23 protein-coding genes and 1 pseudogene are annotated in these 21,252 nt (G+C 35.9%); 17 read left to right on the top strand and 7 right to left on the bottom strand.

Translation table 11 applies throughout. The features are described from left to right. The 5 genes from K5S59_RS04830 to srtB all read left to right on the top strand — a co-directional run. The coding region (locus tag K5S59_RS04830; RefSeq protein WP_220784041.1) for an NEAT domain-containing protein at nt 1–1,242 on the top strand (1,242 nt) is incomplete at its 5' end. Between the two features lie 69 nt (nt 1,243–1,311). Continuing rightward, nucleotides 1,312–2,193 (top strand): heme ABC transporter substrate-binding protein IsdE, encoded by an 882-nt coding sequence (gene isdE, locus K5S59_RS04825; RefSeq protein ID WP_033656220.1) that lies wholly within the window; start codon nt 1,312–1,314, stop codon nt 2,191–2,193. Between the two features lie 27 nt (nt 2,194–2,220). After that, the gene (locus K5S59_RS04820) at nt 2,221–3,204 is read left to right on the top strand and encodes a FecCD family ABC transporter permease (protein WP_001036828.1); all 984 of its coding nucleotides are present in this window, start codon (nt 2,221–2,223) and stop codon (nt 3,202–3,204) included. Next, nucleotides 3,194–3,964 (top strand): ABC transporter ATP-binding protein, encoded by a 771-nt coding sequence (locus K5S59_RS04815; RefSeq protein ID WP_120450910.1) that lies wholly within the window; start codon nt 3,194–3,196, stop codon nt 3,962–3,964. The genes K5S59_RS04820 and K5S59_RS04815 overlap by 11 nt, the downstream gene beginning before the upstream one ends. A gap of 31 nt (nt 3,965–3,995) precedes the next feature. Then, nucleotides 3,996–4,760, top strand: a complete 765-nt coding sequence (gene srtB / locus K5S59_RS04810) for a class B sortase (RefSeq protein ID WP_000095597.1) — start codon at nt 3,996–3,998, stop codon at nt 4,758–4,760. A 65-nt stretch (nt 4,761–4,825) separates the two neighbouring features. On the opposite strand, the gene isdG is transcribed toward srtB, so the two are convergent. After that, nucleotides 4,826–5,149, bottom strand: coding sequence for a heme oxygenase (isdG, locus tag K5S59_RS04805; protein ID WP_000587825.1), 324 nt, complete (start codon nt 5,147–5,149; stop codon nt 4,826–4,828). Nucleotides 5,150–5,446: 297 nt separating this feature from the next. Between isdG and K5S59_RS04800 the strand changes: the two genes are divergently transcribed. Next, nucleotides 5,447–6,646, top strand: coding sequence for a class I SAM-dependent rRNA methyltransferase (locus K5S59_RS04800; RefSeq protein ID WP_120450909.1), 1,200 nt, complete (start codon nt 5,447–5,449; stop codon nt 6,644–6,646). 39 nt (nt 6,647–6,685) lie between these two features. Here the strand turns inward: K5S59_RS04800 and K5S59_RS04795 are convergent, their stop codons facing one another. After that, nucleotides 6,686–6,880, bottom strand: a complete 195-nt coding sequence (locus K5S59_RS04795; protein ID WP_001014310.1) for a YwbE family protein — start codon at nt 6,878–6,880, stop codon at nt 6,686–6,688. Next, the gene (locus K5S59_RS04790) at nt 6,881–7,054 is read right to left on the bottom strand and encodes a hypothetical protein (RefSeq protein WP_001293586.1); all 174 of its coding nucleotides are present in this window, start codon (nt 7,052–7,054) and stop codon (nt 6,881–6,883) included. A gap of 170 nt (nt 7,055–7,224) precedes the next feature. On the opposite strand from K5S59_RS04790, the gene K5S59_RS04785 reads away from it, so the two are divergent. The 7 genes and pseudogenes from K5S59_RS04785 (at nt 7,225) to K5S59_RS04755 (ending at nt 12,422) form a co-directional block, all read left to right on the top strand. Next, complete coding sequence (locus K5S59_RS04785) at nt 7,225–7,917, top strand: response regulator transcription factor (RefSeq protein ID WP_120450908.1); 693 nt, start codon at nt 7,225–7,227, stop codon at nt 7,915–7,917. 1 nt (nt 7,918) lies between these two features. Next, entirely contained in the window at nt 7,919–8,854 is a 936-nt protein-coding gene (locus K5S59_RS04780; RefSeq protein ID WP_120450907.1) for a HAMP domain-containing histidine kinase, read from the top strand. Between the two features lie 125 nt (nt 8,855–8,979). Continuing rightward, nucleotides 8,980–9,903 (top strand): ABC transporter ATP-binding protein, encoded by a 924-nt coding sequence (locus K5S59_RS04775; protein WP_000221077.1) that lies wholly within the window; start codon nt 8,980–8,982, stop codon nt 9,901–9,903. After that, nucleotides 9,896–10,057: a hypothetical protein gene (locus K5S59_RS04770; RefSeq protein ID WP_162937147.1), complete on the top strand. Its 162-nt coding sequence runs from the start codon at nt 9,896–9,898 to the stop codon at nt 10,055–10,057. Before K5S59_RS04775 ends, K5S59_RS04770 begins: the two co-directional genes overlap by 8 nt. A gap of 34 nt (nt 10,058–10,091) precedes the next feature. After that, complete coding sequence (locus K5S59_RS04765; RefSeq protein WP_120450906.1) at nt 10,092–10,796, top strand: ABC transporter permease; 705 nt, start codon at nt 10,092–10,094, stop codon at nt 10,794–10,796. A 34-nt stretch (nt 10,797–10,830) separates the two neighbouring features. Continuing rightward, nucleotides 10,831–11,702, top strand: a pseudogene (locus K5S59_RS04760) (DUF4097 family beta strand repeat-containing protein). A 24-nt stretch (nt 11,703–11,726) separates the two neighbouring features. Then, the gene (locus tag K5S59_RS04755) at nt 11,727–12,422 is read left to right on the top strand and encodes an ABC transporter permease (RefSeq protein WP_220784040.1); all 696 of its coding nucleotides are present in this window, start codon (nt 11,727–11,729) and stop codon (nt 12,420–12,422) included. Nucleotides 12,423–12,485: 63 nt separating this feature from the next. Here K5S59_RS04755 and K5S59_RS04750 read toward each other — a convergent pair whose 3' ends face one another. From K5S59_RS04750 to K5S59_RS04735, 4 genes are all read right to left on the bottom strand, one after another. Beyond that, nucleotides 12,486–12,818, bottom strand: coding sequence for a YfjL-like protein (locus K5S59_RS04750; RefSeq protein ID WP_001093311.1), 333 nt, complete (start codon nt 12,816–12,818; stop codon nt 12,486–12,488). 138 nt (nt 12,819–12,956) lie between these two features. Continuing rightward, on the bottom strand, nt 12,957–13,460 hold the full coding sequence (locus K5S59_RS04745; RefSeq protein ID WP_120450904.1) for a DinB family protein: 504 nt from the start codon (nt 13,458–13,460) through the stop codon (nt 12,957–12,959). Between the two features lie 59 nt (nt 13,461–13,519). Further along, nucleotides 13,520–15,556 carry a Fe(3+)-hydroxamate ABC transporter permease FhuB gene (gene fhuB / locus K5S59_RS04740; RefSeq protein ID WP_001087103.1) on the bottom strand — a complete coding sequence of 679 codons (2,037 nt, stop codon included), beginning with the start codon at nt 15,554–15,556 and terminating at the stop codon, nt 13,520–13,522. Nucleotides 15,557–15,563: 7 nt separating this feature from the next. Beyond that, the gene (locus K5S59_RS04735; RefSeq protein ID WP_000722827.1) at nt 15,564–16,538 is read right to left on the bottom strand and encodes an ABC transporter substrate-binding protein; all 975 of its coding nucleotides are present in this window, start codon (nt 16,536–16,538) and stop codon (nt 15,564–15,566) included. Nucleotides 16,539–16,986: 448 nt separating this feature from the next. Between K5S59_RS04735 and K5S59_RS04730 the strand changes: the two genes are divergently transcribed. The 4 genes from K5S59_RS04730 (at nt 16,987) to K5S59_RS04715 (ending at nt 21,230) form a co-directional block, all read left to right on the top strand. Next, the gene (locus tag K5S59_RS04730) at nt 16,987–17,871 is read left to right on the top strand and encodes a BclA C-terminal domain-containing protein (RefSeq protein WP_120450903.1); all 885 of its coding nucleotides are present in this window, start codon (nt 16,987–16,989) and stop codon (nt 17,869–17,871) included. A gap of 191 nt (nt 17,872–18,062) precedes the next feature. Beyond that, nucleotides 18,063–19,748 (top strand): long-chain-fatty-acid--CoA ligase, encoded by a 1,686-nt coding sequence (locus K5S59_RS04725; RefSeq protein WP_000414728.1) that lies wholly within the window; start codon nt 18,063–18,065, stop codon nt 19,746–19,748. Between the two features lie 106 nt (nt 19,749–19,854). Next, nucleotides 19,855–20,442, top strand: a complete 588-nt coding sequence (locus K5S59_RS04720; protein WP_438800488.1) for a fatty acid metabolism transcriptional regulator FadR — start codon at nt 19,855–19,857, stop codon at nt 20,440–20,442. A gap of 11 nt (nt 20,443–20,453) precedes the next feature. After that, nucleotides 20,454–21,230 carry an enoyl-CoA hydratase gene (locus K5S59_RS04715; RefSeq protein ID WP_000911294.1) on the top strand — a complete coding sequence of 259 codons (777 nt, stop codon included), beginning with the start codon at nt 20,454–20,456 and terminating at the stop codon, nt 21,228–21,230. The last annotated feature ends 22 nt before the right edge of the window (nt 21,231–21,252 follow it).

The following is a 21,252-nucleotide window of genomic DNA, read 5'->3' as shown; positions in this document are numbered from 1 at the left end:
GATAACCAAGGCGGAAACGACAACCAAGGCGGAAACGATAACCAAGGCGGAAACAACAACCAAGGCAACAACACAACCATTGATCCAAAAGCCCTTAAAGATGGTGAATACAGTATTGGCTTTAAAGTTTTAAAAGATAAAACAGAAGAAATTTCAATGATGAACACATATACAAAGAGTCCAGCTGTACTAAAAGTGAAAGATGGCAAGAAGTATGTATCGTTTACATTAACGAATAGTGCATGGATTACAAAATTTGAGTTTGAGAAGAATGGTTCTTTTGTTAACGCAAAAGTCTTAAGTGAGAATAAAGAGAAAAATACAAAAGTAGTAGAGTTAGAAGTAGATGATTTATCGAAAAAATTAAATGCAAAAGTAAAAGTAGATATTGATGCAATGAATTATCACCATTTCTACGATGTTCAATTTGTATTTGATGAAAATAGTATTAAAGCTTTAGGTAATCAAGGCGGAAATGATAACCAAGGTGGAAACGACAACCAAGGTGGGAACGACAACCAAGGCGGAAACGATAACCAAGGTGGAAACGACAACCAAGGCGGAAGTGACAACCAAGGTGGAAATAATCAACCAAAAGTAATAGTTGATCCGAAAAATTTAGTAGATGGTCAATATGATATTCCATTTAAAGTGTTAAAAGATAAAACAAATGAGCTTTCAAAGATGCATGACTATACTGTACATCCAGCAAAATTAATCGTTAAAGATGGTAAAAAGTACATTGAGATGACGTTAAAAAATAGTGCATGGATTACAAAATTCCAAACGGAAAATAACAGTCTTTTTGCTGATGCGAAAGTAGTAAGCGAAGATACAAATGCAAATACGAGAGTAGTGCAATTTGAAGTAAGTGATTTATTTGCAAAATTAAATGCAAAAGTAAAAGTTGATATCAACGAAATGAACTACCATCATTTCTACGATGTCCAAATTCAATTTGATACAAATAATATTGGGGGGTTAGGAACGATTAAAGAGGATCCAAAAAAAGATCCGAACAATCCAGTAATTACACCGAAAGTAGATAATGTAAAAAAAGTAGATAATCCTGATTTTAACCGAAATGCAGATGATAAGAAGAAAAAAGAAGGTCAAAAAAATGATCCAAAAAAAGAGAAAAACTCAAAAACGGCAGATACAGCACAACTAGGTTTATACATGGTGCTATTGCTTGGGTCACTTGCTTTACTAGTTCGTAAATATAGAGCAGGAAGATTGTAATTTTTGGAGTCTTGATGCATGTTCGCATGCATCAAGACTTGTTTCATATTGTTTGGAAAGGAGTGGTGATTGAGAGTGAAGAAAATTGCTAGTGTACTAATGGCTATCATTCTATTAGTGAGTATAGCTGGATGCTCGGCGCCCAAAAAAGAAGCAGCAAAACAGGTAAAGAGTGAGAGTAAAGAGAGAATTGTTGCAACGACAGTTGCTGTTACTGAAATTATGGATGCGTTAGAAGTAGATTTAGTTGGTGTTCCAACAAGTACGAAAGATTTACCAAAGAGATATAAAGGTTTACCTGAAGTCGGGAATCCGATGAGTCCTGATATGGAAAAGGTAAAATCATTAAAGCCGTCAGAAGTATTATCCGTGACAACACTTGAATATGAATTAAAGCCAGTTTTTGATGGTGTGGGCATGAAAGCAAACTTTTTAGATTTAACAAGCTTGAAAAATATGCAAAATTCCATTAGCGATTTAGGTAAGCAATATGGACGTGAAAAGCAGGCTGAAGCAGTTGTAACGAAGTTAGATAACAAAGTTGCAGAGATTAAAAAAGCAGTAAAGGGAAAGAAAGAACCGACAGTGCTTATTTTATTAGGTGTACCAGGGAGTTATTTAGTAGCAACAGAGCATTCTTATATTGGAGATTTAGTGAAACAACTAGGTGGTAAAAATATTGTGCAAGGTGAACAAGTAGAGTATTTAGCTTCTAATACAGAGTATTTAAAAAAAGCTGATCCAGATATTATTTTACGAGCAGCTCATGGTATGCCTGATGAAGTTGTGAAAATGTTTGATAAAGAATTTAAAACAAATGATATTTGGAAACATTTCGCTGCAGTTAAAAATAACCGTGTTTACGATTTAGAAGAGCGCTTATTTGGGACAACAGGTAATTTAGCAGCAATTGAAGCGTTAGATGAATTGAAAAAAATGATGTATCCGTGATGCATTTTAATATAAAGGAAGAGTGGAATGAATAAAAAAACTTGGAGTTTCCTCATTGTTACTGCATTGCTTATTGTTATGACATCATTGTCAGCGATGAAAGGGAGTTTAGAAATAGGTATTGTTGAGCTTGTGCAAGGGATATTTACAGGGGGGAATGAAGATGTTGAAGTGATTAAAGATTTACGTTTCCCGCGTATTATTATTGCACTATTTACTGGAGCAGCTCTGGCCGTTTCAGGTGTGCTGTTTCAAGCTGTTATGAAAAATCCACTTGCTGATGCTGGAGTGATTGGTATTTCTTCAGGAGCAAGTTTTATGACACTTGTTATTATTACGTTATTCCCGCAATTCTTTTTCTGGACACCAGTATTCGCCTTTTTAGGTGGTGCGTTCGCATGTTATCTCGTTTATGCATTTTCGTGGAAGTCAGGGTTAAGTCCACTTCGCATTATTTTAGTTGGTATAGCTATTAATGCGATGTTCACTGGATTAAATGAATCATTCATTACAATTTGCGGATACTTCATTAAGAGTATTAAGCAAACGACGACTTCTAACATAACGATGAAGACGTGGGGCGATGTAGAAATAATGGTTACATATGGAACAATTGGTCTTATTCTTGCTCTGTTTGTAGGAGCTTGGTGTAACTTATTATCGCTACAAGATAAGACTGCGAAAAACTTAGGCTTGCACGTAACGAGAGTTCGCCTTATTATTTCTGCTATTGCAGTACTTTTAGCGGCAGTATCAACAGCGATTGCAGGAGTTATTGCTTTCGTAGGATTGCTCGTTCCGCACATTTCAAGACAATTAGTCGGTTCAGATCATAAAGTATTAATTCCATTTTCTGCTCTTGCAGGAGCGTTGTTAATTTTGACGGCGGATACGATTGGAAGGTTAATTGTGCCACCTAACGAAATTCCAGCGGCGACGATTATGGCAGTTATTGGTGGTCCATTCTTAATATTCTTGCTTAGAAAGAGTGATAAAGTTCATGGAAATTAAAAATGTAACCTTTTCGTATGATAATGTAACGGATCGATTAAAGTCGGTTAGTAGTGAAATAGAGCTTGGTAAAATTACAACAATTATTGGTCCGAACGGTTGCGGGAAATCGACATTACTTGGCGTGATGTCAAGAAATCACGATCCTCGTAGCGGAGAGGTAATACTGGATGGGAAGGTGATTACCCAATATAAACCGAAAGAGTTTGCTAGAAAGTTAGCCGTTGTTCATCAACAAAATGAAGCACCGGCAGATATGACGGTTGAGAAATTAACAAGTTTTGGTCGTATGCCTCATAAAAATATCTTTTCTTCGCAAACTGATGAAGATAGAGAGGCGATCGAAAGGGCTTTAGCATGTACGAATTTGCTAAGTAAACGTGATAAAGAGATTCATGCTTTATCTGGTGGAGAAAGACAACGTGTTTGGATTGCCATGACGTTAGCTCAGAAAACACCAATGCTCTTTTTAGATGAACCGACAACATATTTAGATATTTATTATCAACTTGAAATATTAGAGCTAGTAAAAGAGTTAAATGAAGTACATGGATTGACGATTGTTATGGTATTACACGATATTAATCAGGCTATTCGCTATAGTGATCATATCATCGTTATGAAAGACGGCGAAATTGTTACGAAAGGTAAGCCGGATGATGTTGTGACAGAAAGTATGATAAAGACGATATACGGTGTAGATGTCGTTGTAAAGCAAGATGAAGATACAGGGTTGTATATGGTCCCAATGGGTATTTAAATATACGAACAATCCGTTTTGAGGTGATAATTTGAGTAGTAAAAAAGAACGGAAGAAGAATTCTTTTTTTCAACGAATACTTACAGTTGTTTTTTTAGGTACCTTTTTCTATTCAGTATATGAATTAGGTGATATTTTCATGGATTACTATGAAAATCGTAAAGTAATGGCCGAAGCACAAAACATTTATGAAAAAAGTCCGATGGAAGAGCAATCACAAGACGGGGAAGTGCGTAAACAGTTCAAAGCTCTGCAGCAAATTAACCAAGAAATAGTTGGATGGGTTACGATGGATGATACACAAATTAATTATCCAATCGTTCAAGCGAAAGACAATGATTACTATTTATTTCGTAATTATAAAGGTGAAGATATGAGAGCAGGAAGCATCTTTATGGACTATCGTAATGATGTGAAATCTCAAAATCGAAATACTATTTTATATGGTCACCGTATGAAAGATGGTTCTATGTTTGGAAGTCTAAAGAAAATGTTAGATGAAGATTTCTTCATGTCGCATCGTAAATTATATTACGATACATTATTTGAAGGATATGATCTTGAAGTGTTCTCGGTGTATACAACAACAACTGATTTTTATTACATTGAAACGGATTTTAGCAGTGATACGGAATACACCTCATTTTTGGAGAAAATTCAAGAAAAGTCACTGTACAAAACGGATACAAAATTGACAGCAAGTGATCAAATCGTAACACTTTCAACGTGTGACTATGCACTTGATCCGGAAGCAGGAAGGTTAGTCGTGCATGCGAAACTAGTAAAAAGACAGTAAAAAAAGTATAGAATATGAGAAGCGGTAACGCTTCTCATATTCTATACTTTAAAAAAGAAATATGTTTACTGTGCTGCAGCCATTGGCATACGTACAACTTCAACATTGTAGTAAGTGATCTTATTATCAAGAATATATTCTGGCATCCCGCCTTGATGTGAGTGAGCATCTTTAAATGCTGAGCTCTTCGTCCAACCTTGGAAATCTTCTTTTGCATTCCAGCGTGTGCTAATTGTTACTTCATCATAATCAACTGTATTTTGTGTTAAAAGAACTTCTAATCCTAAAAAGCCTGGCATCGTTTCGACTTGACCTACTTTATTAAAACGCTCAATTAATTTATGCCCATTTCCCTTTGTAATTTTAGCTGTATTTGTAACAATAATCATGTTTTATTCCTCCTATTAAATGTAGCCTGTATTTTCGAGAACTCATATACATTAAATGATAATGAAAATCATTATCATTGTCAATGGTAAATGTGAAATAAATAAGTTTTTTTACTATTTTGGAGAGTAAGATTTCCATTTCAAAATGTAGTAAATATGGGGCAGTTAAGCGAGAGAATGAGCTAGTTGTACTAGCAAAGCAATAATATGGTATAGTGAAACGAGGCTGTTTATTCAGTCTCGTTTTTTAAATGCTTCCTATAGTAGAAAGCATGCAAATGGAAAGGAAGTTATTATATGCGATCAGAAGTTACTATAAAAATAAAACCGAAATTTATAAAAGAAATTAAAAGTGGATATCCGCTTATTTTAAAAGATGCGATTCAAAATTTAAATGATGTTCAGGAAGAAGGAACAATCATTAAAGTGGTAGATGAGAAGAACAAATTCATCGGAAAAGGCTATTATGGAAAACAAAATAAAGGATACGGCTGGATTTTAACGAGAAAAGAGAGTGAACAAATTAATCAATCTTTCTTTGAAAGTAAAATAAAATCTGCCTTACATAAACGAAAGCAATTTTACAAATCAAGTGATACGACAGCATTCCGCGCCCTAAACGGTGAAGGTGATGGTCTTGGCGGACTAATTATCGATTATTATGATGGCTATTATGTAGTAAGTTGGTATAGTGAAGGGATTTATACTTTCAGAGATGAGATTATAGCAGCTCTTCAAAAAGTAGCAAACTTTAAAGGGATTTATGAGAAAAAGCGTTTTGATATGAAAGGAAAATACATTGAAGGCGATGATTTCGTAGCAGGGGAGCGCGGCGAGTTCCCGCTTATCGTAAAAGAAAATGGTGTGAACTTTGCGGTGTATTTAAACGACGGAGCGATGGTGGGTGTATTTTTAGATCAGCGTAACGTTCGAAAACAAATTCGTGATACATATGCACAGGGAAGAACCGTGTTAAATATGTTCTCCTATACAGGTGCTTTCTCTGTATTTGCAGCGCTTGGCGGAGCGAGCAAAACGACGAGTGTTGACCTTGCAAATCGTAGTTTAAGTAAAACGATTGAGCAGTTTAGTGTAAATGAAGTTGATTATGAAGCGCAGGATATTATTGTAGAAGATGTCTTTCTTTACTTCAAATATGCAGCGAAGAAAAAGATGAAATTTGATATGGTCGTACTTGACCCTCCAAGCTTTGCACGCTCAAAGAAATATACATTTAGTGCAGCGAAAGATTATAAAAACTTATTAAAAGAAACAATTGCCATTACAGAAAATAATGGGATTATCGTTGCTTCTACAAATTGTAGTGCGTTCGATATGAAAAAGTTTAAAGGCTTTATCGATACGGCATTTAAAGAAATGAATGGCAAATATAAAATATTAGAAGAACATTCTTTACCAGAAGATTTCCGTACCATTGATCAATTTAAAGAAGGAGACTATTTAAAAGTAGTTTTCATCGAGAAAATTAAAGGTTAATAAAGAAAAAGGAGCTCGAGTTTACTTGAGCTCCTTTTCTTATTGAACGATATTTTGTACTCTACCGACTTGCCCGTCCTGCAATCGCACTTTAATGCCATGCGGATGGGAAGGGGAGTTTGTTAAAATATCTTTTACAATTCCACGTGTTAATTTGCCTGTGCGTTGATCTTGTTTTAATACAATATCAACTTCAAGGCCGGGTGCGATATTAGAACGTTTTTGTCCGTTCATTTATACACCTGTACGTCTACGTTGGTTGTTTGTTTTCTTCGTTTGTTGGTTTTGTAATTTTTTTGTTTCTTGGCTTTGGTTTTTGGCATTTTGACCATTACCGCTACCTTGCTTTTTCTTTGCAAGTTGTTCACGCATTAAATCAGCTAAGCTTACTTTTTTATTTTCTGACATGATAAAGTCTCCTTTATATAAAGTTAATTATGAACTATCGTCGTAAATTTCATCATATCATTGTTATGGAAGGAAGGGAAGTTGGTTTGAAAATTCATATAATTCTTCACAGTATTCATTCGTTACGATACAATTAAAATGTTAATGTTTGTAAAAAAGGGGATAGACATATGTCACATCATATTTTATTAGTTGAAGATGACATCTCAATTCAAGAGATGGTGGAAAAGTATTTAATAAAAGAAGGCTTTCAAGTAACAATTGCGTCTGATGGAGAAGAGGGCGTGAACACATATTTAAAAGGTTCATTTGATTTGATTATCCTTGATATTATGATGCCAAAGCTAGATGGCTTAGAGGTTGTGCGAATTATTCGAGAAAAAAGTGCTGTTCCGATTTTAATGATGTCGGCAAAAGATACAGATGTTGATAAAGCTGTTGGATTAGGACTTGGAGCAGATGATTACATTTGTAAGCCATTTTCTATGATTGAATTAGCTGCACGTGTAAAGGCAGGTATTCGGAGATCTACGAAATACTCGGCTACAGAAGAAACAGAAAAGATGATTCAGATTGGCAATTTAACAATCGATCCAATTAATTTTACCGTAGAAAAAAACGGGAAATCTCTCAAACTTACTTTAAAAGAATTTGAGATTTTAAAACTGTTCGTAAAAAATCAAAATCGTGTATTTACAAAAGCACAAATATATTCATTAGTTTGGAACGAAGAGTATTACGGTGACGATAACGTTATTAATGTTCATATGAGAAGATTGCGTGAGAAAATCGAAAGTGATCCATCTAATCCAGAATATATTAAAACGTTATGGGGCATCGGCTATAAATTGGAAGTGATGTAATATGGTCAATTTGTTACTAGGTATTATTTTTATATTGTTATGTATCATTTACATACAATATAAAATGAGAAAAAATAGTAGTAAAAATTTACGATACACATATGAAAAGTTAGAAAGTATTGTAAATGGACAAACAGGTGAGAAGTTACTCGTTATGACAGATGATCTAGAATTACAAAAATTATTAGTAGCAATTAATCAACTATTAGATGCAAAACAAAAAACGAATGCAGATCATGCAAAAGTAGAAATTTCGATGAGAAAAATGCTTTCAAATATTTCACATGATTTAAAGACGCCACTAACAGTTATTCTTGGATATACAGAAATGTTAAATAAGGATAAAACGATAAGTAAAGAAGAACAGCAAATATTACTTGAAAAGGTGCATGTGAAAACACTAGAAGTAATGGAACTAATTCATAAGTTTTTTGATTTAGCAAAATTAGAATCTGGTGACAAGGCAATCGAGATGACAAAAGTAAATATGAATGAAGTTTGTCGGGAGAAGATTTTATCTTTTTATGATTTAGTGACAACGAAAGGGTTTCAAGTTCATATTGATATACCAGAAAGAAATATATATGCACTTGGAAATGTAGAAGTATTAGGTAGAGTATTGAATAATTTAATATCAAATGCGATTACATATGGAGACGATGGAAAGACACTTGGTATGACGTTAAGAGATGATGAAACGAGTGTGTATATAGATGTATGGGATACAGGAAAAGGAATTGACGAATCTCATGCTGATAAAGTATTTGAACGTATGTACACACTTGAAGATTCTAGAAATAGATTGTACCAAGGAAGTGGCCTAGGGTTAACGATTACAAAACGGCTTGTGGAAGCGATGGATGGAAAAATTCACCTTTATAGTAAGCCGTATGAAAAAACAATTTTTACAGTTGTATTAAAAAAGATGCTGTTTTAGCTTGTAGAGAAGTAGATTCTACAAGCTTTTTTTCAGCGTAAGGAATTTGTAAGGAACGGGTAAGAAAAAAGAGAATTCCGTTGTCTATTATAGAAGTATAAGGTAGTGCGAAAGGAGACAGTGACATGACATATATATTAAAAACTAATCAGTTAACGAAAGTGTTTAAAGGGAAAGAAGTTATTTCTAGCGTCAACATGCATGTGAAAAAGGGAGAGATATACGGTTTCTTAGGACCGAATGGTGCAGGTAAAACAACGATTATGAAAATGATCACAAATTTAATAAAACCGACGAGCGGTGATATTGAAATTTTTGGTGAGAAGTTAACAGATACATCTTATGAATTGTTAAAGCGCATGGGGACCATTATCGAATATCCAATCTTTTATGATAAATTAACGGCGAAGGAAAACCTAGAATTACATTGTGAATATATGGGCTATTACGATAAAAATGCAATTGATCATGCTTTACATTTAGTAAAACTGCACGGTATAGATGATAAAAAAGTAAAAGATTTTTCATTAGGGATGAAGCAACGACTTGGTATTGCAAGGGCGATCATGACAAAGCCAGAACTACTTATTTTAGATGAGCCAATTAACGGTTTAGATCCAATTGGTATTAAAGAATTAAGAGACTTATTTAAAATGCTTTGCAAAGAATATGGCATTACATTATTAGTTTCTAGTCATATTTTAGGTGAGATGGAACTAATGGCAGATACAATTGGTGTGATTCAAAATGGAAAACTAATAAAAGAAGTTTCAATGAAGAGCATTAACGGAAAACAAACAGAGTACATTGAAATTACTGTTCCTGATGTGAAGCGTGCAGCTTATATTTTAGAAGATAAACTCGGGATAAAAAATTACAAAATAATGAGTGGAAACATGATTCGTGTGTATGATACGTCAGCGACGCAACAAGCTATTTCAAAAGCACTTATTATGAACGATGTAGAAATTGAAAGTATTAATAAGAAACATAGTTCCTTAGAAGAATATTTCTTAAATGTAATGGATGGAGAGGGCATTCATGCTTAATGGATTGTTAGTGAATCTAGTAAGTGAGTTGATTGTAATGTTCATAAGTGGGATTTTATATTATAGAAAACCAGAGCGGAAATGGGCGTTAATTTTACTAGTGATAGGGATGTTAAGCGTAGTTACGGCTGGAATTAGAATGTTAGTAGCATAGAGATAGTTATGTCAGTAATGGAGGCGTGGTTTATATGTTTAAATTAATGAAACTTGAATGGAGAAAACATCAATTATCTAGTTACTTTAAAGGGGTAGCCATTTGTATTATAGCAATTTTTGCTGCGGTAAGTCTTATGGGGTTGGGAGCGAAAGGTGAAGGAGATGCGGCACTCACTGATTTCACAAAGTATATGACTTTAGCAAACCTATTTATTAGGATGACTTTTCTTATTTTTAGTGCGGTCATTTTATCACGTTTAGTAATTGATGAGTATAAGAACAAAACAATGCAACTATTGTTTATGTATCCACTACAAAGGAAACTGCTAATGAGAGCGAAATTAACACTTGTTTTTAGTTTTTGTTTTATTAGCATGATTATCGCTACGTTCACTATTAGTTTGCTCATATTTTTTATGAACCCAATGATAGGGCTAATTGAAACATCTATTACGATGGGGGAAATAATAGCTACCGTTCCAGCTACCTTTATAAGTGCATTTATGATATCTGGTATAAGCTTAATTCCTTTATTTTTTGGGATGAGAAAGAAATCGGCACCGACAACGATTACTTCTGCAGTAATAATTGGGATGTTAGTGAACAGTAACGTTGGTCCTGGAAACGGTCAAGTAAGTATGTATGATTTTATATTTATCCCAATTGTACTCTGTTTATTAGGGATTTTTATTAGTTATTTATCGTATCGTAAAATTGATAAGATCGATGTAGCGTGAAGAAAGCATAAAACAACGACGAACTGGGGTATGCATGGTGAAAAAAATAATAGTAATTGTAATTTTATTTCTGACAATTGCTAGTGTGGTTTTGGTTTTAAGACATCTCAGGGGAAAGATTTTAAGAAAGAAAAGTCTTTTGAGATAAATCATATAAAAGAAATAGAAGTGGACAATGAAAACTGGGATGTTGAATTTAAAAGTACAGACGCTAATAAAATAGTAATTTCCGCTCAAGGTCAACGAGTAGATAAAGAGGTAGATCCTGTCGAAATAGAACATGAAGGAAATAAAGTTGTGATTAAGCAAAAACAAAAGGTGAACCAATTTTTTAATGGTTTTACGTTTCGGAAGATAAATAGTATATCTATAGCTATTCCGAAGAAAGAAATAGATAAAATTACATTAAATAATAAATCGGGTGATGTGAAAATAAGCGATATAGAAGTGAAAAATATCGTGACAAAAAGTGAGTCTGGAGATGAAATGGTTGTAGGACTATCAGCGGAGAAAGGTGAATTCATATCGAAAAGTGGAGAGTTAGCTGTAAAAGATAGTTCAGTACAAGAATTAAATATAAATTCTATGACTGGTGATAACTATATAACAAATGTAAGTAACTCAAATATGAACATCACTTCAACATCCGGTGAAGTATTACTGAAAGATATGAAAGAAGGAAAATCGTTATTTGTAGAAACAAAATCAGGAGATATTGGCGTACGGTATAAAGGTGTTCCAGCATCATTGAAGCTTATGGCTAAAAGTAATTCAGCTGACGTAATAGTGGATTTAAAAGGACTTAAGAAAGGTAAAAATACAGAAAAAATAAAAGTAGGAACGATTGGTGATGCGAAAAATGAAGCGAAGATTTTAAGTGAAACAGGAGTCATTTATATTGATTAAGTCTTAGGAGGAAGGAGGACTATCATGCTACATTTAATGAAGCTAGAATTGAAAAAGTTTAAGCTTGGTTGGTACGTGAAGAGGGCAATTATTGCAAATATTGTTATACTGGCATTAATGATCTTTGTGAGCATCATCGCTCAAGTAGAAGGTGATGCAGAAATAAGGAATCCAGAGACGATATTGTTAATGGCTAGCACAATAGTAAGAGCAACATTTATTATTTTTGGTAGTGTCTTAATCGCAAGGTTAATAATTGGCGAATATAAAAATAAAACAATACTACTTATGTTTTCTTATCCTATTAACCGAAAGAAAATGATGGCTAGTAAGTTGGCTATTACAGCGATAGTAACATTTATAACAGTTATTGTATCTAACATTTTAGTAGTAGGAATTTTCTTTGGAATAGATAGCTATTTTTCAATTCTTCCTAATTCATTCACAGTAGATCAATTGGTGCAAGAAGGAATAAAACTGGTTCCTTTAGCCATTGCAACTGCGGGAATGAGTTTAATCCCTCTATATTTCGGGATGCGTAAACGTTCAGTGCCAACTACAATTGTTTCATCTCTTATCGTTGTCTCAATTGCAATGAATAGCAACCCAGAGTTTCCCACAGCAACTTTTCTTCTCCTTCAACTAGCACTTGCAGTAATTGGAGTGGTGATTGCATATTACGGAATTAAAAATATAGAGAAGGAAGATATAACTGTATGATAAGAATACGTAAAAAAGAGTTGGCGTTACACCAACTCTTTTTTGTATATGTATGCTTCGTTACTACTCTGTAAATTTGGAGTGTTTGCTTAAATACGCTTGTACTTCTGGAGAAATATTAAAGTTATTAGGACTTTTATATTCGATAGTAAACTCTCCGTCTTTATTTGTTTCAAAGGCGATTGCATAGCTATTCATTTTAGCATCGTAAGAAGTGTTTTTGACTTCTGCATCTAGATTAAAGTATTTTGTAATATATTCTTTTGATTCCGTAACTGCTGTTTGTTTTCCCCAAGGGGTACCATAACTTGTGAAATAAAGAGATACGCTAATAACCCCAATAATAGAAGTTAGTAAAATAGTTCTCATAACTATTTTTTTATTTTTTGTATTCAATTTGGTTACTCCTCTTCATAATATGTATTCATTTTAACCTATCTTTTCCATAAAACAACCATTTAGTAAAAAATAGTTTCACATGAAACAAGTTACAGAAAAAGACAAGATGTGTAAACACCTTGTCTTTTTTTGTTGTTACATTTTAGGAGCTTCCATGCCAGCTGCAGCCCATTCTTCTTTTGCTGGGCCATATACGCCAGGGACTGTTAAGCCGGCTTGTCGCATTAAAACCGTCATTTGTCCGCGATGGTGATTTTGATGATTAATAAGTGTCATTAAAAATATAGAATTTGGCATAGGACGACCAAAGAAGTCATTAATAGTAGCTAAGTCTTTATCAGTCCATTTGCTTTGAAGTGCTTCAACAAAAGCCGCATTCACTTTACGATACCTATCTGCAATTGTTTTAGCTGAAGTTGGTACAGGATAATCTTTCGTTTCTCCTTCAAACTTTAGCCCTGTGCCAGATAGTATAACAGGAATTGCCGTCACGATATGCCAAGCGACTCTGCCTAACGTCCAATGTCCAGGTGCAATTTCTTGTGATAAAGATGCATCGGTTAATGAATCAAGCATTTTCTGAGTAGACTCTGCTTCGTATGTCCATGATTGCAAGAAGCCTTCAATAGTTTGGTACATAGTTATCCCTCCTAGTTATGTTCATAAGTTACATTCGTGAAAAAAAGATAGTTTCCTTTTTAACTTACCTTCTTCCCACTTTTCCTCATCAACCATAAGAAATAAGGTGCTCCAAGTACAGCAACGACAAGACCAGAAGGGATTTCTTTCGGGTATGCAATTGTTCGTCCGAGTAAATCAGCAATGGAAAGAAGGATTGCTCCAAACAGTGCTGAGCAAACGAATAATCTTTGATGATTCATACCAACGACGATTCGGGCTAAGTGAGGTGCAACAAGACCTAGAAAGGCAATCGTACCGACAGCTGCGATATTTACAGATGCAAGTAGTGTTGCTAACACAATGAGGGCTAGGCGCGTTTTATTTACTGGTTGCCCAAGTCCCGTTGCTAAATCGTCTCCAAGTACGAGAACATCAAGTTGTTTTATTAAGAAAAAGATAATAAGCACGAGAATAAGTGATGGATATAGAATGATATTTTCTAAGTGATTCCATCCTCTTGCATACGTGCTACCTGATAGCCATGTTAAAGCAGCTGCAACGTTCAAATTTGCTCTAACGATAAAGATTTGAATAATCGCTGAACTGAGAGCTGAAATACCAATTCCTATTAAAGCAAGGGCTGTTGGGCTAAATCCTGATTTCCATGAGAAGAAGAGGACAATTCCAACTGCAAGTAGTCCGCCGATAAATGCACCAATTGGTAGGAAGAAACCAGGAAGTGCGGGAAAGACATACATAATAGTTAAAGCACCAACACCAGCTCCCGATGAAATACCAATAATAGAAGGATCGGCGAGTGGGTTTCGTAATATACCTTGGAAAACAAGCCCGCTTATTGCAAGGCATGCGCCAGCAATAGCAGCAACGAGCATTCTTGGTAAACGAAGGTTCATCATCATATTTTTATCAAATTGTGTTAATTGTCCTGATATAACATTTGTAATACTTTCGATATAAGCGTTACTACCGACTGTAACACCAAGAGCAATCGTCACAATGCAAAGTGTGATAGAGATAATGATTACCTTTTTATAAGAGTAATAGCGAGAACTAGCTCCAGCTGCATTTGCGCCGTTATCATTCATATATTGTTTCGATTTCATCATTCGATACACTAAATAAATAAGCCAAGGTGATCCAATCATTGCCGTGACTGCTCCGACAGGAAGTTCAGCCCCAGTTGGATCTATTAGTCTACCAACGACATCAGCTCCAAGTAATAGTACAGCTCCCCATAAGAAAGAAGAGAGAAGGAGAGTAAAGTGTTGACGGTAGCCAATAAGACGCATTAAATGTGGTGCAACTAAGCCAACAAATCCAATTGGCCCAACAACAGTTACAATTACTGCTGTTAAAAAGATCGCAGCAATGAAGGCGATAAGACGTGTTACTGCTGTTTTTTCACCAAGAGAAACAGCAACATCATCACCAAGTAAGAGAATGTTGAGTTTACGAGACATAAATAGTAAAACTAGGAAAGAAATAATGATAAATGGAAAAGCGAATTGAACGCCATCCCAGTTATTTTGAATAAGAGATCCAGCTCCCCATAAAAATAAACCAGCTGTTTCATTTTCATAGAAAAGCTGCATCGTTCCGGTAAAGGCAGAAAGCATTAGTGTAACGACCATACCAGCTAGTGCCATTCTAAGTGGGGTTCCCTTTTTTCCACCAGAAATACGGTATACAAATAAAGCGGTAATAGCACCGCCGATAAATGTGAAAAGAAGTGAGTTAATTTGCAAACCTTTCGGTAAGAAAATTGTAGCCGCTACGAGAAAGAAATATGCACCAGAATGAATACCCATTGTACTGGATTCAGCAAGTGGATTCTTCGTTAACGTTTGTAAAATGACCCCAGATGCAGCAAGAGCACCGCCAGCTAAAATGGCAATTACAGCTCTAGGTAATCGAAGCATGATTAAAGTTTGATGCTCTAATGATTGGTTCGGTGAGATAAGAGCATCGATAATCATACTATAGGAAATATTTGCTTGACCTTGTCCGATATGAATAAAGAAAAGGAGGAGCAAGAGAGCTGCTCCTCCTCCGAATACAAGACTTGCTCGAAGTGTATGTTGTAAGCTATTCATCGCTGAATCACTTCTTCGCTGTCATTACATCTGCTACTTGTGTTGCTAAAGATTTTGCAGATTCAGGACCACCGAAAATCCAAGTGTCGCCTTTTAATTTATACATTTTGTCTTCTTTTTTGAAATTTAATCCTTCCCAAGCAGGGTTACCTTTTAGTTGCGTGTCAAAAATGTTATCATCATCCGCTACAATGTAAATGAAGTTTGAATCTTGTACACTTTGTAAAGATTCTACAGTTGTTTGTTTGAAACCATCTGGCTCAGATTTTCCAGCTTCAAAAGTGTTTGTTAAACCTAATTTTTTTGTAACTTGTAAAGCTGTGGAATTGTCAGTTAATATACGGAATGTTGGTACGTTTTTAGCTGTAAATGCTTGTACCATTGCGATGTTTTTATCTTTTAAGTTTGCTTTTTCAATTTTTGCTTTTGCATCAGCGAATGCTTTATCCATATCAGCTAATACTTTTTTACCTTCCTCTTCTTTTCCAACTGCTTTTGCGATTTGTTTAAATGTTTCTGTCATCTCAGCAAAGTGATCGTTATTGCTTGTTGATGGATCAAACATAACTGTTGGTGCAATTTGCTCTAATTCGTTTTTAATAGCTTTACTACGGAATGAAGCTGTGATAATTAAATCTGGTTTTAGACGGCTAATTTCCTCTAAGTTTGGTTGTTGACGTGTCCCTACATCTACAACATCTTTACCTGGTTTTGTTGCTGTATTTACCCATTTATTATAATTCTTAATGTCTGCCATCCCTACTGGCTGAACACCAAGTGCTAATAAGTCTTCTGAATATACCCACTCAAGTACAACAACTTTTTTCGCTGGTTTATCTAACTTTGTTTCCCCTTCAGCGTGTTTAATTGTTATGGCTTGTTTCTTGTCGTCTGTCTTTGTTTCTTTTTTCTCCTCTTTTTGCTGTCCGCATCCAACAGCGAATAGAAGAACAACTATAAAAATACTAAGAATTTTTTTCATTTCCTGCCCCCAAATAAATTATTTTGTTTGTGATTGAAAATCATTATCAATTACAAACAAAATCATACTATGAGGATATTTTTAATGTCAATATTTTTTTAAAATTTCGACGAAAAACAATGGATTATACGGATTTTTATATTTTATAGTCGTATTTATCTCGCTATATGCTGGGCAGTAAGACTCCCACCTCAAAATTTGGTTGTAGAAAAGAAATTAGGGGGGAGTCGGACCGCCCGTAAACGCCCAATTGATTCAACTAATAATCAGTGGAGATGGGGCGAAAGTACAAGCGAAAAGAGAGCAAATCGCATGTAATAATTACTAGAATGCATGGAATAAATCTGTGTTTACCCCCACTAGGTAAAGTGTTTCTCTGTTATTTAGATAAGTGTTTTCTAACTCGGTGATTGTACTTACAAGATTGAACGTAAAGGAAGTGATCAACATGTCTTTATGGAGCAATAATATAAATGGATATTGTGGGTGTAATAATCAAAATGGTGTACATGTTGATTCATGCTGTTTTAGTTGTGATGGGACAGTTCCGAAGCTGGGCCCAACAGGTCCGACGGGTCCAACAGGAGCAACAGGTGACACAGGCCCAACGGGAGCAACGGGGGCAACAGGTGACACAGGCCCAACGGGAGCAACGGGGGCAACAGGTGACACAGGCCCAACGGGAGCGACGGGAATAACCGGATCAACAGGTTCAACGGGAGCGACGGGAATAACCGGGTCAACAGGTCCGACGGGTCCAACAGGAGCGACAGGAATAACCGGATCAACAGGCCCAACGGGAGCGACGGGAATAACCGGATCAACAGGTCCAACAGGAGCGACAGGAATAACGGGTTCAACAGGCCCGACGGGAGCGACGGGAATAACGGGTTCAACAGGCCCAACGGGAGTAACAGGTACAAGTATCACGGCGACATATGCATTTGCAAATAATACGTCGGGAACAGCGATATCGGTACTTCTAGGTGGAACGAATGTCCCGCTTCCAAATAATCAAAACATAGGCCCAGGTATCACTGTTTCTGGAGGGAATACAGTATTTACGGTTGCAAATGCTGGGAATTATTATATTTCATATACGATTAATATAACGGCTTCATTATTAGTCAGTTCACGGATTACAATTAATGGAACACCACTTGCTGGCACGATCAATTCTCCTGCGTTAGCAACTACATCATTTAGCGCAACAATCATTACAACTCTTGCAGCGGGGGATGCTATTAGTTTGCAACTATTTGGTTTGTTAGCTGTTGCCACATTATCAACAACTACACCAGGAGCTGTGTTAACGATAATAAGATTAAGCTAAATAATAACTCTCTTACTTCTTTTATAGATTAGGAGAGTTTATACATATAATAAGAAGTTAATGGAGTGAAGCATAGTTATATAAAAGTCAGAATATTATGATTGTAACGTTATGGCGACTATAATATAATGAAAACAACCATCATGAATGAACATTCATTTATTTTTTATGTATTTGAAGGGGGAATGAAGGTGGAAAAACCATGGTTGAAAAGTTATCCAGAGGAAATTCCAAGTACGATTTCTTATGATATTCAGCCGCTTCATGGATACGTGGAACAGGTGGCTTCTCGCTATCCAGAAAAGAAAGCGCTTCACTTTTTAGGGAAGGATATTACATTTTCAGACTTCCACGATAAGGTGAAGAGATTTGCAAATTATCTTCAAAAGCTCGGTGTGGAAAAGGGGGATCGAGTTGCTATTATGTTGCCGAACTGTCCGCAATCTGTAATTGGTTATTATGGTACATTACTTGCGGGAGGTATCGTAGTACAAACAAATCCACTATATACAGAAAGAGAATTAGAATACCAGCTTCATGACTCGGGAGCAAAAGTAATTCTTTGTCTTGATTTAGTGTTTCCAAGAGTAACGAATGTTCAAGCTGCTACAAAAATTGAACATATTATCGTAACCCGTATTGCGGACTTTTTACCCTTCCCTAAAAATTTACTTTACCCATTTGTACAAAAAAAGCAGGCAAATCTTGTTGTGAATGTGTCGGAAAGTGAAACGATTCATCTATGGAAATCAGTAGAACGAGAAAGTAATGTTAATGTTGAAGTTCCTTGTGATCCTGAAAATGATCTAGCTCTTTTGCAGTATACAGGGGGAACAACGGGATTTCCAAAAGGGGTTATGTTGACGCATAAAAACCTTGTTTCGAACACTTTAATGGGAGCTCATTGGCTATATAATTGTAAAGAAGGGGAAGAAGTAATTCTTGGTGTTCTTCCGTTCTTTCATGTGTATGGGATGACAGCTGTAATGAATTTAAGTATTATGCAAGGATATAAAATGGTGCTGATTCCGAAGTTTGATATGAAAATGGTTTTTGAAGCAATAAAAAAACATAAAGTCACACTATTTCCAGGGGCACCAACCATTTATATTGCTCTATTAAATAGTCCCCTCTTAAAAGAATATGATATTTCTTCTATCGAGGCTTGTATTAGTGGATCTGCCCCGCTTCCTGTAGAAGTACAGGAAGAGTTTGAGAGAGTTACAGGTGGCAAATTGGTAGAAGGTTATGGATTAACGGAGTCGTCGCCAGTTACACATGGGAATTTTTTGTGGGAAAAACGCGTGCCAGGAAGTATTGGTGTGCCGTGGCCAGATACAGAGGCAAACATTATGTCACTTGAAACTGGAGAGGCTTTACCTCCAGGTGAAATTGGTGAAATTGTTGTAAAGGGCCCTCAAATTATGAAAGGGTATTGGAATAAGCCAGAAGAAACAGCAGCTGTATTACAAGACGGGTGGCTTCATACAGGGGATGTTGGTTACATGGATGAAGATGGATTTTTCTATGTGAAAGATCGTAAGAAAGACATGATTGTTGCGAGTGGCTTTAATGTATATCCTCGTGAAGTAGAAGAAGTATTATATGAGCATGAAAAGGTGCAAGAAGTAGTGACGATTGGGATTCCCGATCCGTACCGAGGAGAGACAGTTAAAGCATTTGTTGTGTTAAAAGAAGGTGCGGAGTGTTCTGAGGAAGAATTAAACCAGTTTGCGCGTAAATATTTAGCGGCTTATAAAGTGCCTAAAGTATATGAGTTTAGAGATGAACTGCCGAAAACGACAGTCGGAAAAATTTTACGCCGTGTCCTAATAGATGAAGAGAAAAGAAAGAATGAGGATGAGCAAACGGGCTAAGGCCCTTTCTTTTTGAAAAAATGGGATTGACACTTTTCTAAATAGTCAGTATTATAAGAATATGAATGACTATTCATTCAGTCATCTTCTTGAAGGGGACAGTAAAGTGAAGAAAAATAGACCGAAATACAATCAAATTATTGATGCGGCAGTCATTGTGATTGCGGAGAATGGGTACCACCAAGCGCAAGTTTCTAAAATAGCAAAGCAAGCTGGGGTAGCTGATGGCACGATTTACTTATATTTTAAAAATAAAGAAGATATATTAATATCCTTATTCCAAGAGAAGATGGGAGAATTTGTCGAAACAATTCGTCAAAAAACAGCAGGAATTGAAAGCGCTGTATCGAAATTGTTCATGTTGGTAGAAACGCACTTCTTGCTGTTGTCACAAAATGATCCTCTTGCTATCGTTACGCAATTAGAGCTAAGACAGTCCAATCAAGACTTACGCCTGAAAATAAATGAAGTATTAAAAGGCTACTTACAAGTTATGGATGAGATTTTAGAGACAGGTATAAAGCAAGGTGAATTCCAAGCGGATTTAAATGTTCGTGTGGCAAGACAAATGATCTTTGGAACAGTAGATGAAGTTGTGACCAATTGGGTAATGAGCGATCGTAAGTATGATCTGGTCGCACTTTCAAAAACGGTACATGGGCTACTTATTGCAGCTTGTGGTTATCGTCAATAATGGGAGGGATCATGTTGAAATTCCTATCTGTAAGAGTTGAAGATCATATCGCGGTGGCGACGTTAAATCATGCGCCAGCTAACGCGATGTCTTCACAAGTTATGCATGACGTTACTGAATTAATTGATCAAGTGGAGAAAGATGATAACATTCGTGTTGTTGTTATTCACGGTGAAGGGCGCTTCTTCTCGGCGGGAGCAGATATTAAAGAATTTACATCTGTTACTGAAGCGAAGCAAGCGACAGAATTAGCGCAGCTTGGACAAGTTACGTTTGAGCGTGTTGAAAAATGTTCAAAACCAGTTATCGCGGCAATTCATGGAGCGGCACTTGGCGGCGGCCTTGAGTTTGCTATGTCTTGCCACATGCGCTTTGCAACTGAAAGTGCAAAACTTGGTTTACCTGAATTAACACTTGGATTAATTCCTGGATTTGCAGGTACACAGCGATTACCACGTTATGTTGGGAAAGCGAAAGCTTGTGAAATGATGTTAACAAGTACACCGATTACTGGTGCAGAAGCATTAAAATGGGGACTTGTTAACGGAGTTTTTGCTGAAGAAACATTTTTAGATGATACGCTTAAAGTTGCAAAACAGATTGCTGGAAAAAGCCCAGCGACGACTCGTGCTGTACTAGAGTTATTGCAAACGACGAAATCGTCTCATTATTATGAAGGTGTACAACGCGAAGCTCAAATCTTTGGTGAAGTATTTACGGGTGAAGATGGAAGAGAAGGTGTAGCAGCGTTTTTAGAAAAGCGTAAACCTTCATTTAGTGGCAGGTAGTTCAATTATTTTTTTAATATAA

This window comes from Bacillus sp. BML-BC051, from assembly GCF_019656175.1.
Classification (GTDB): Bacteria; Bacillota; Bacilli; order Bacillales; family Bacillaceae_G; genus Bacillus_A; species Bacillus_A mobilis.
This window is presented reverse-complemented; position numbering and strand designations above follow the sequence as displayed.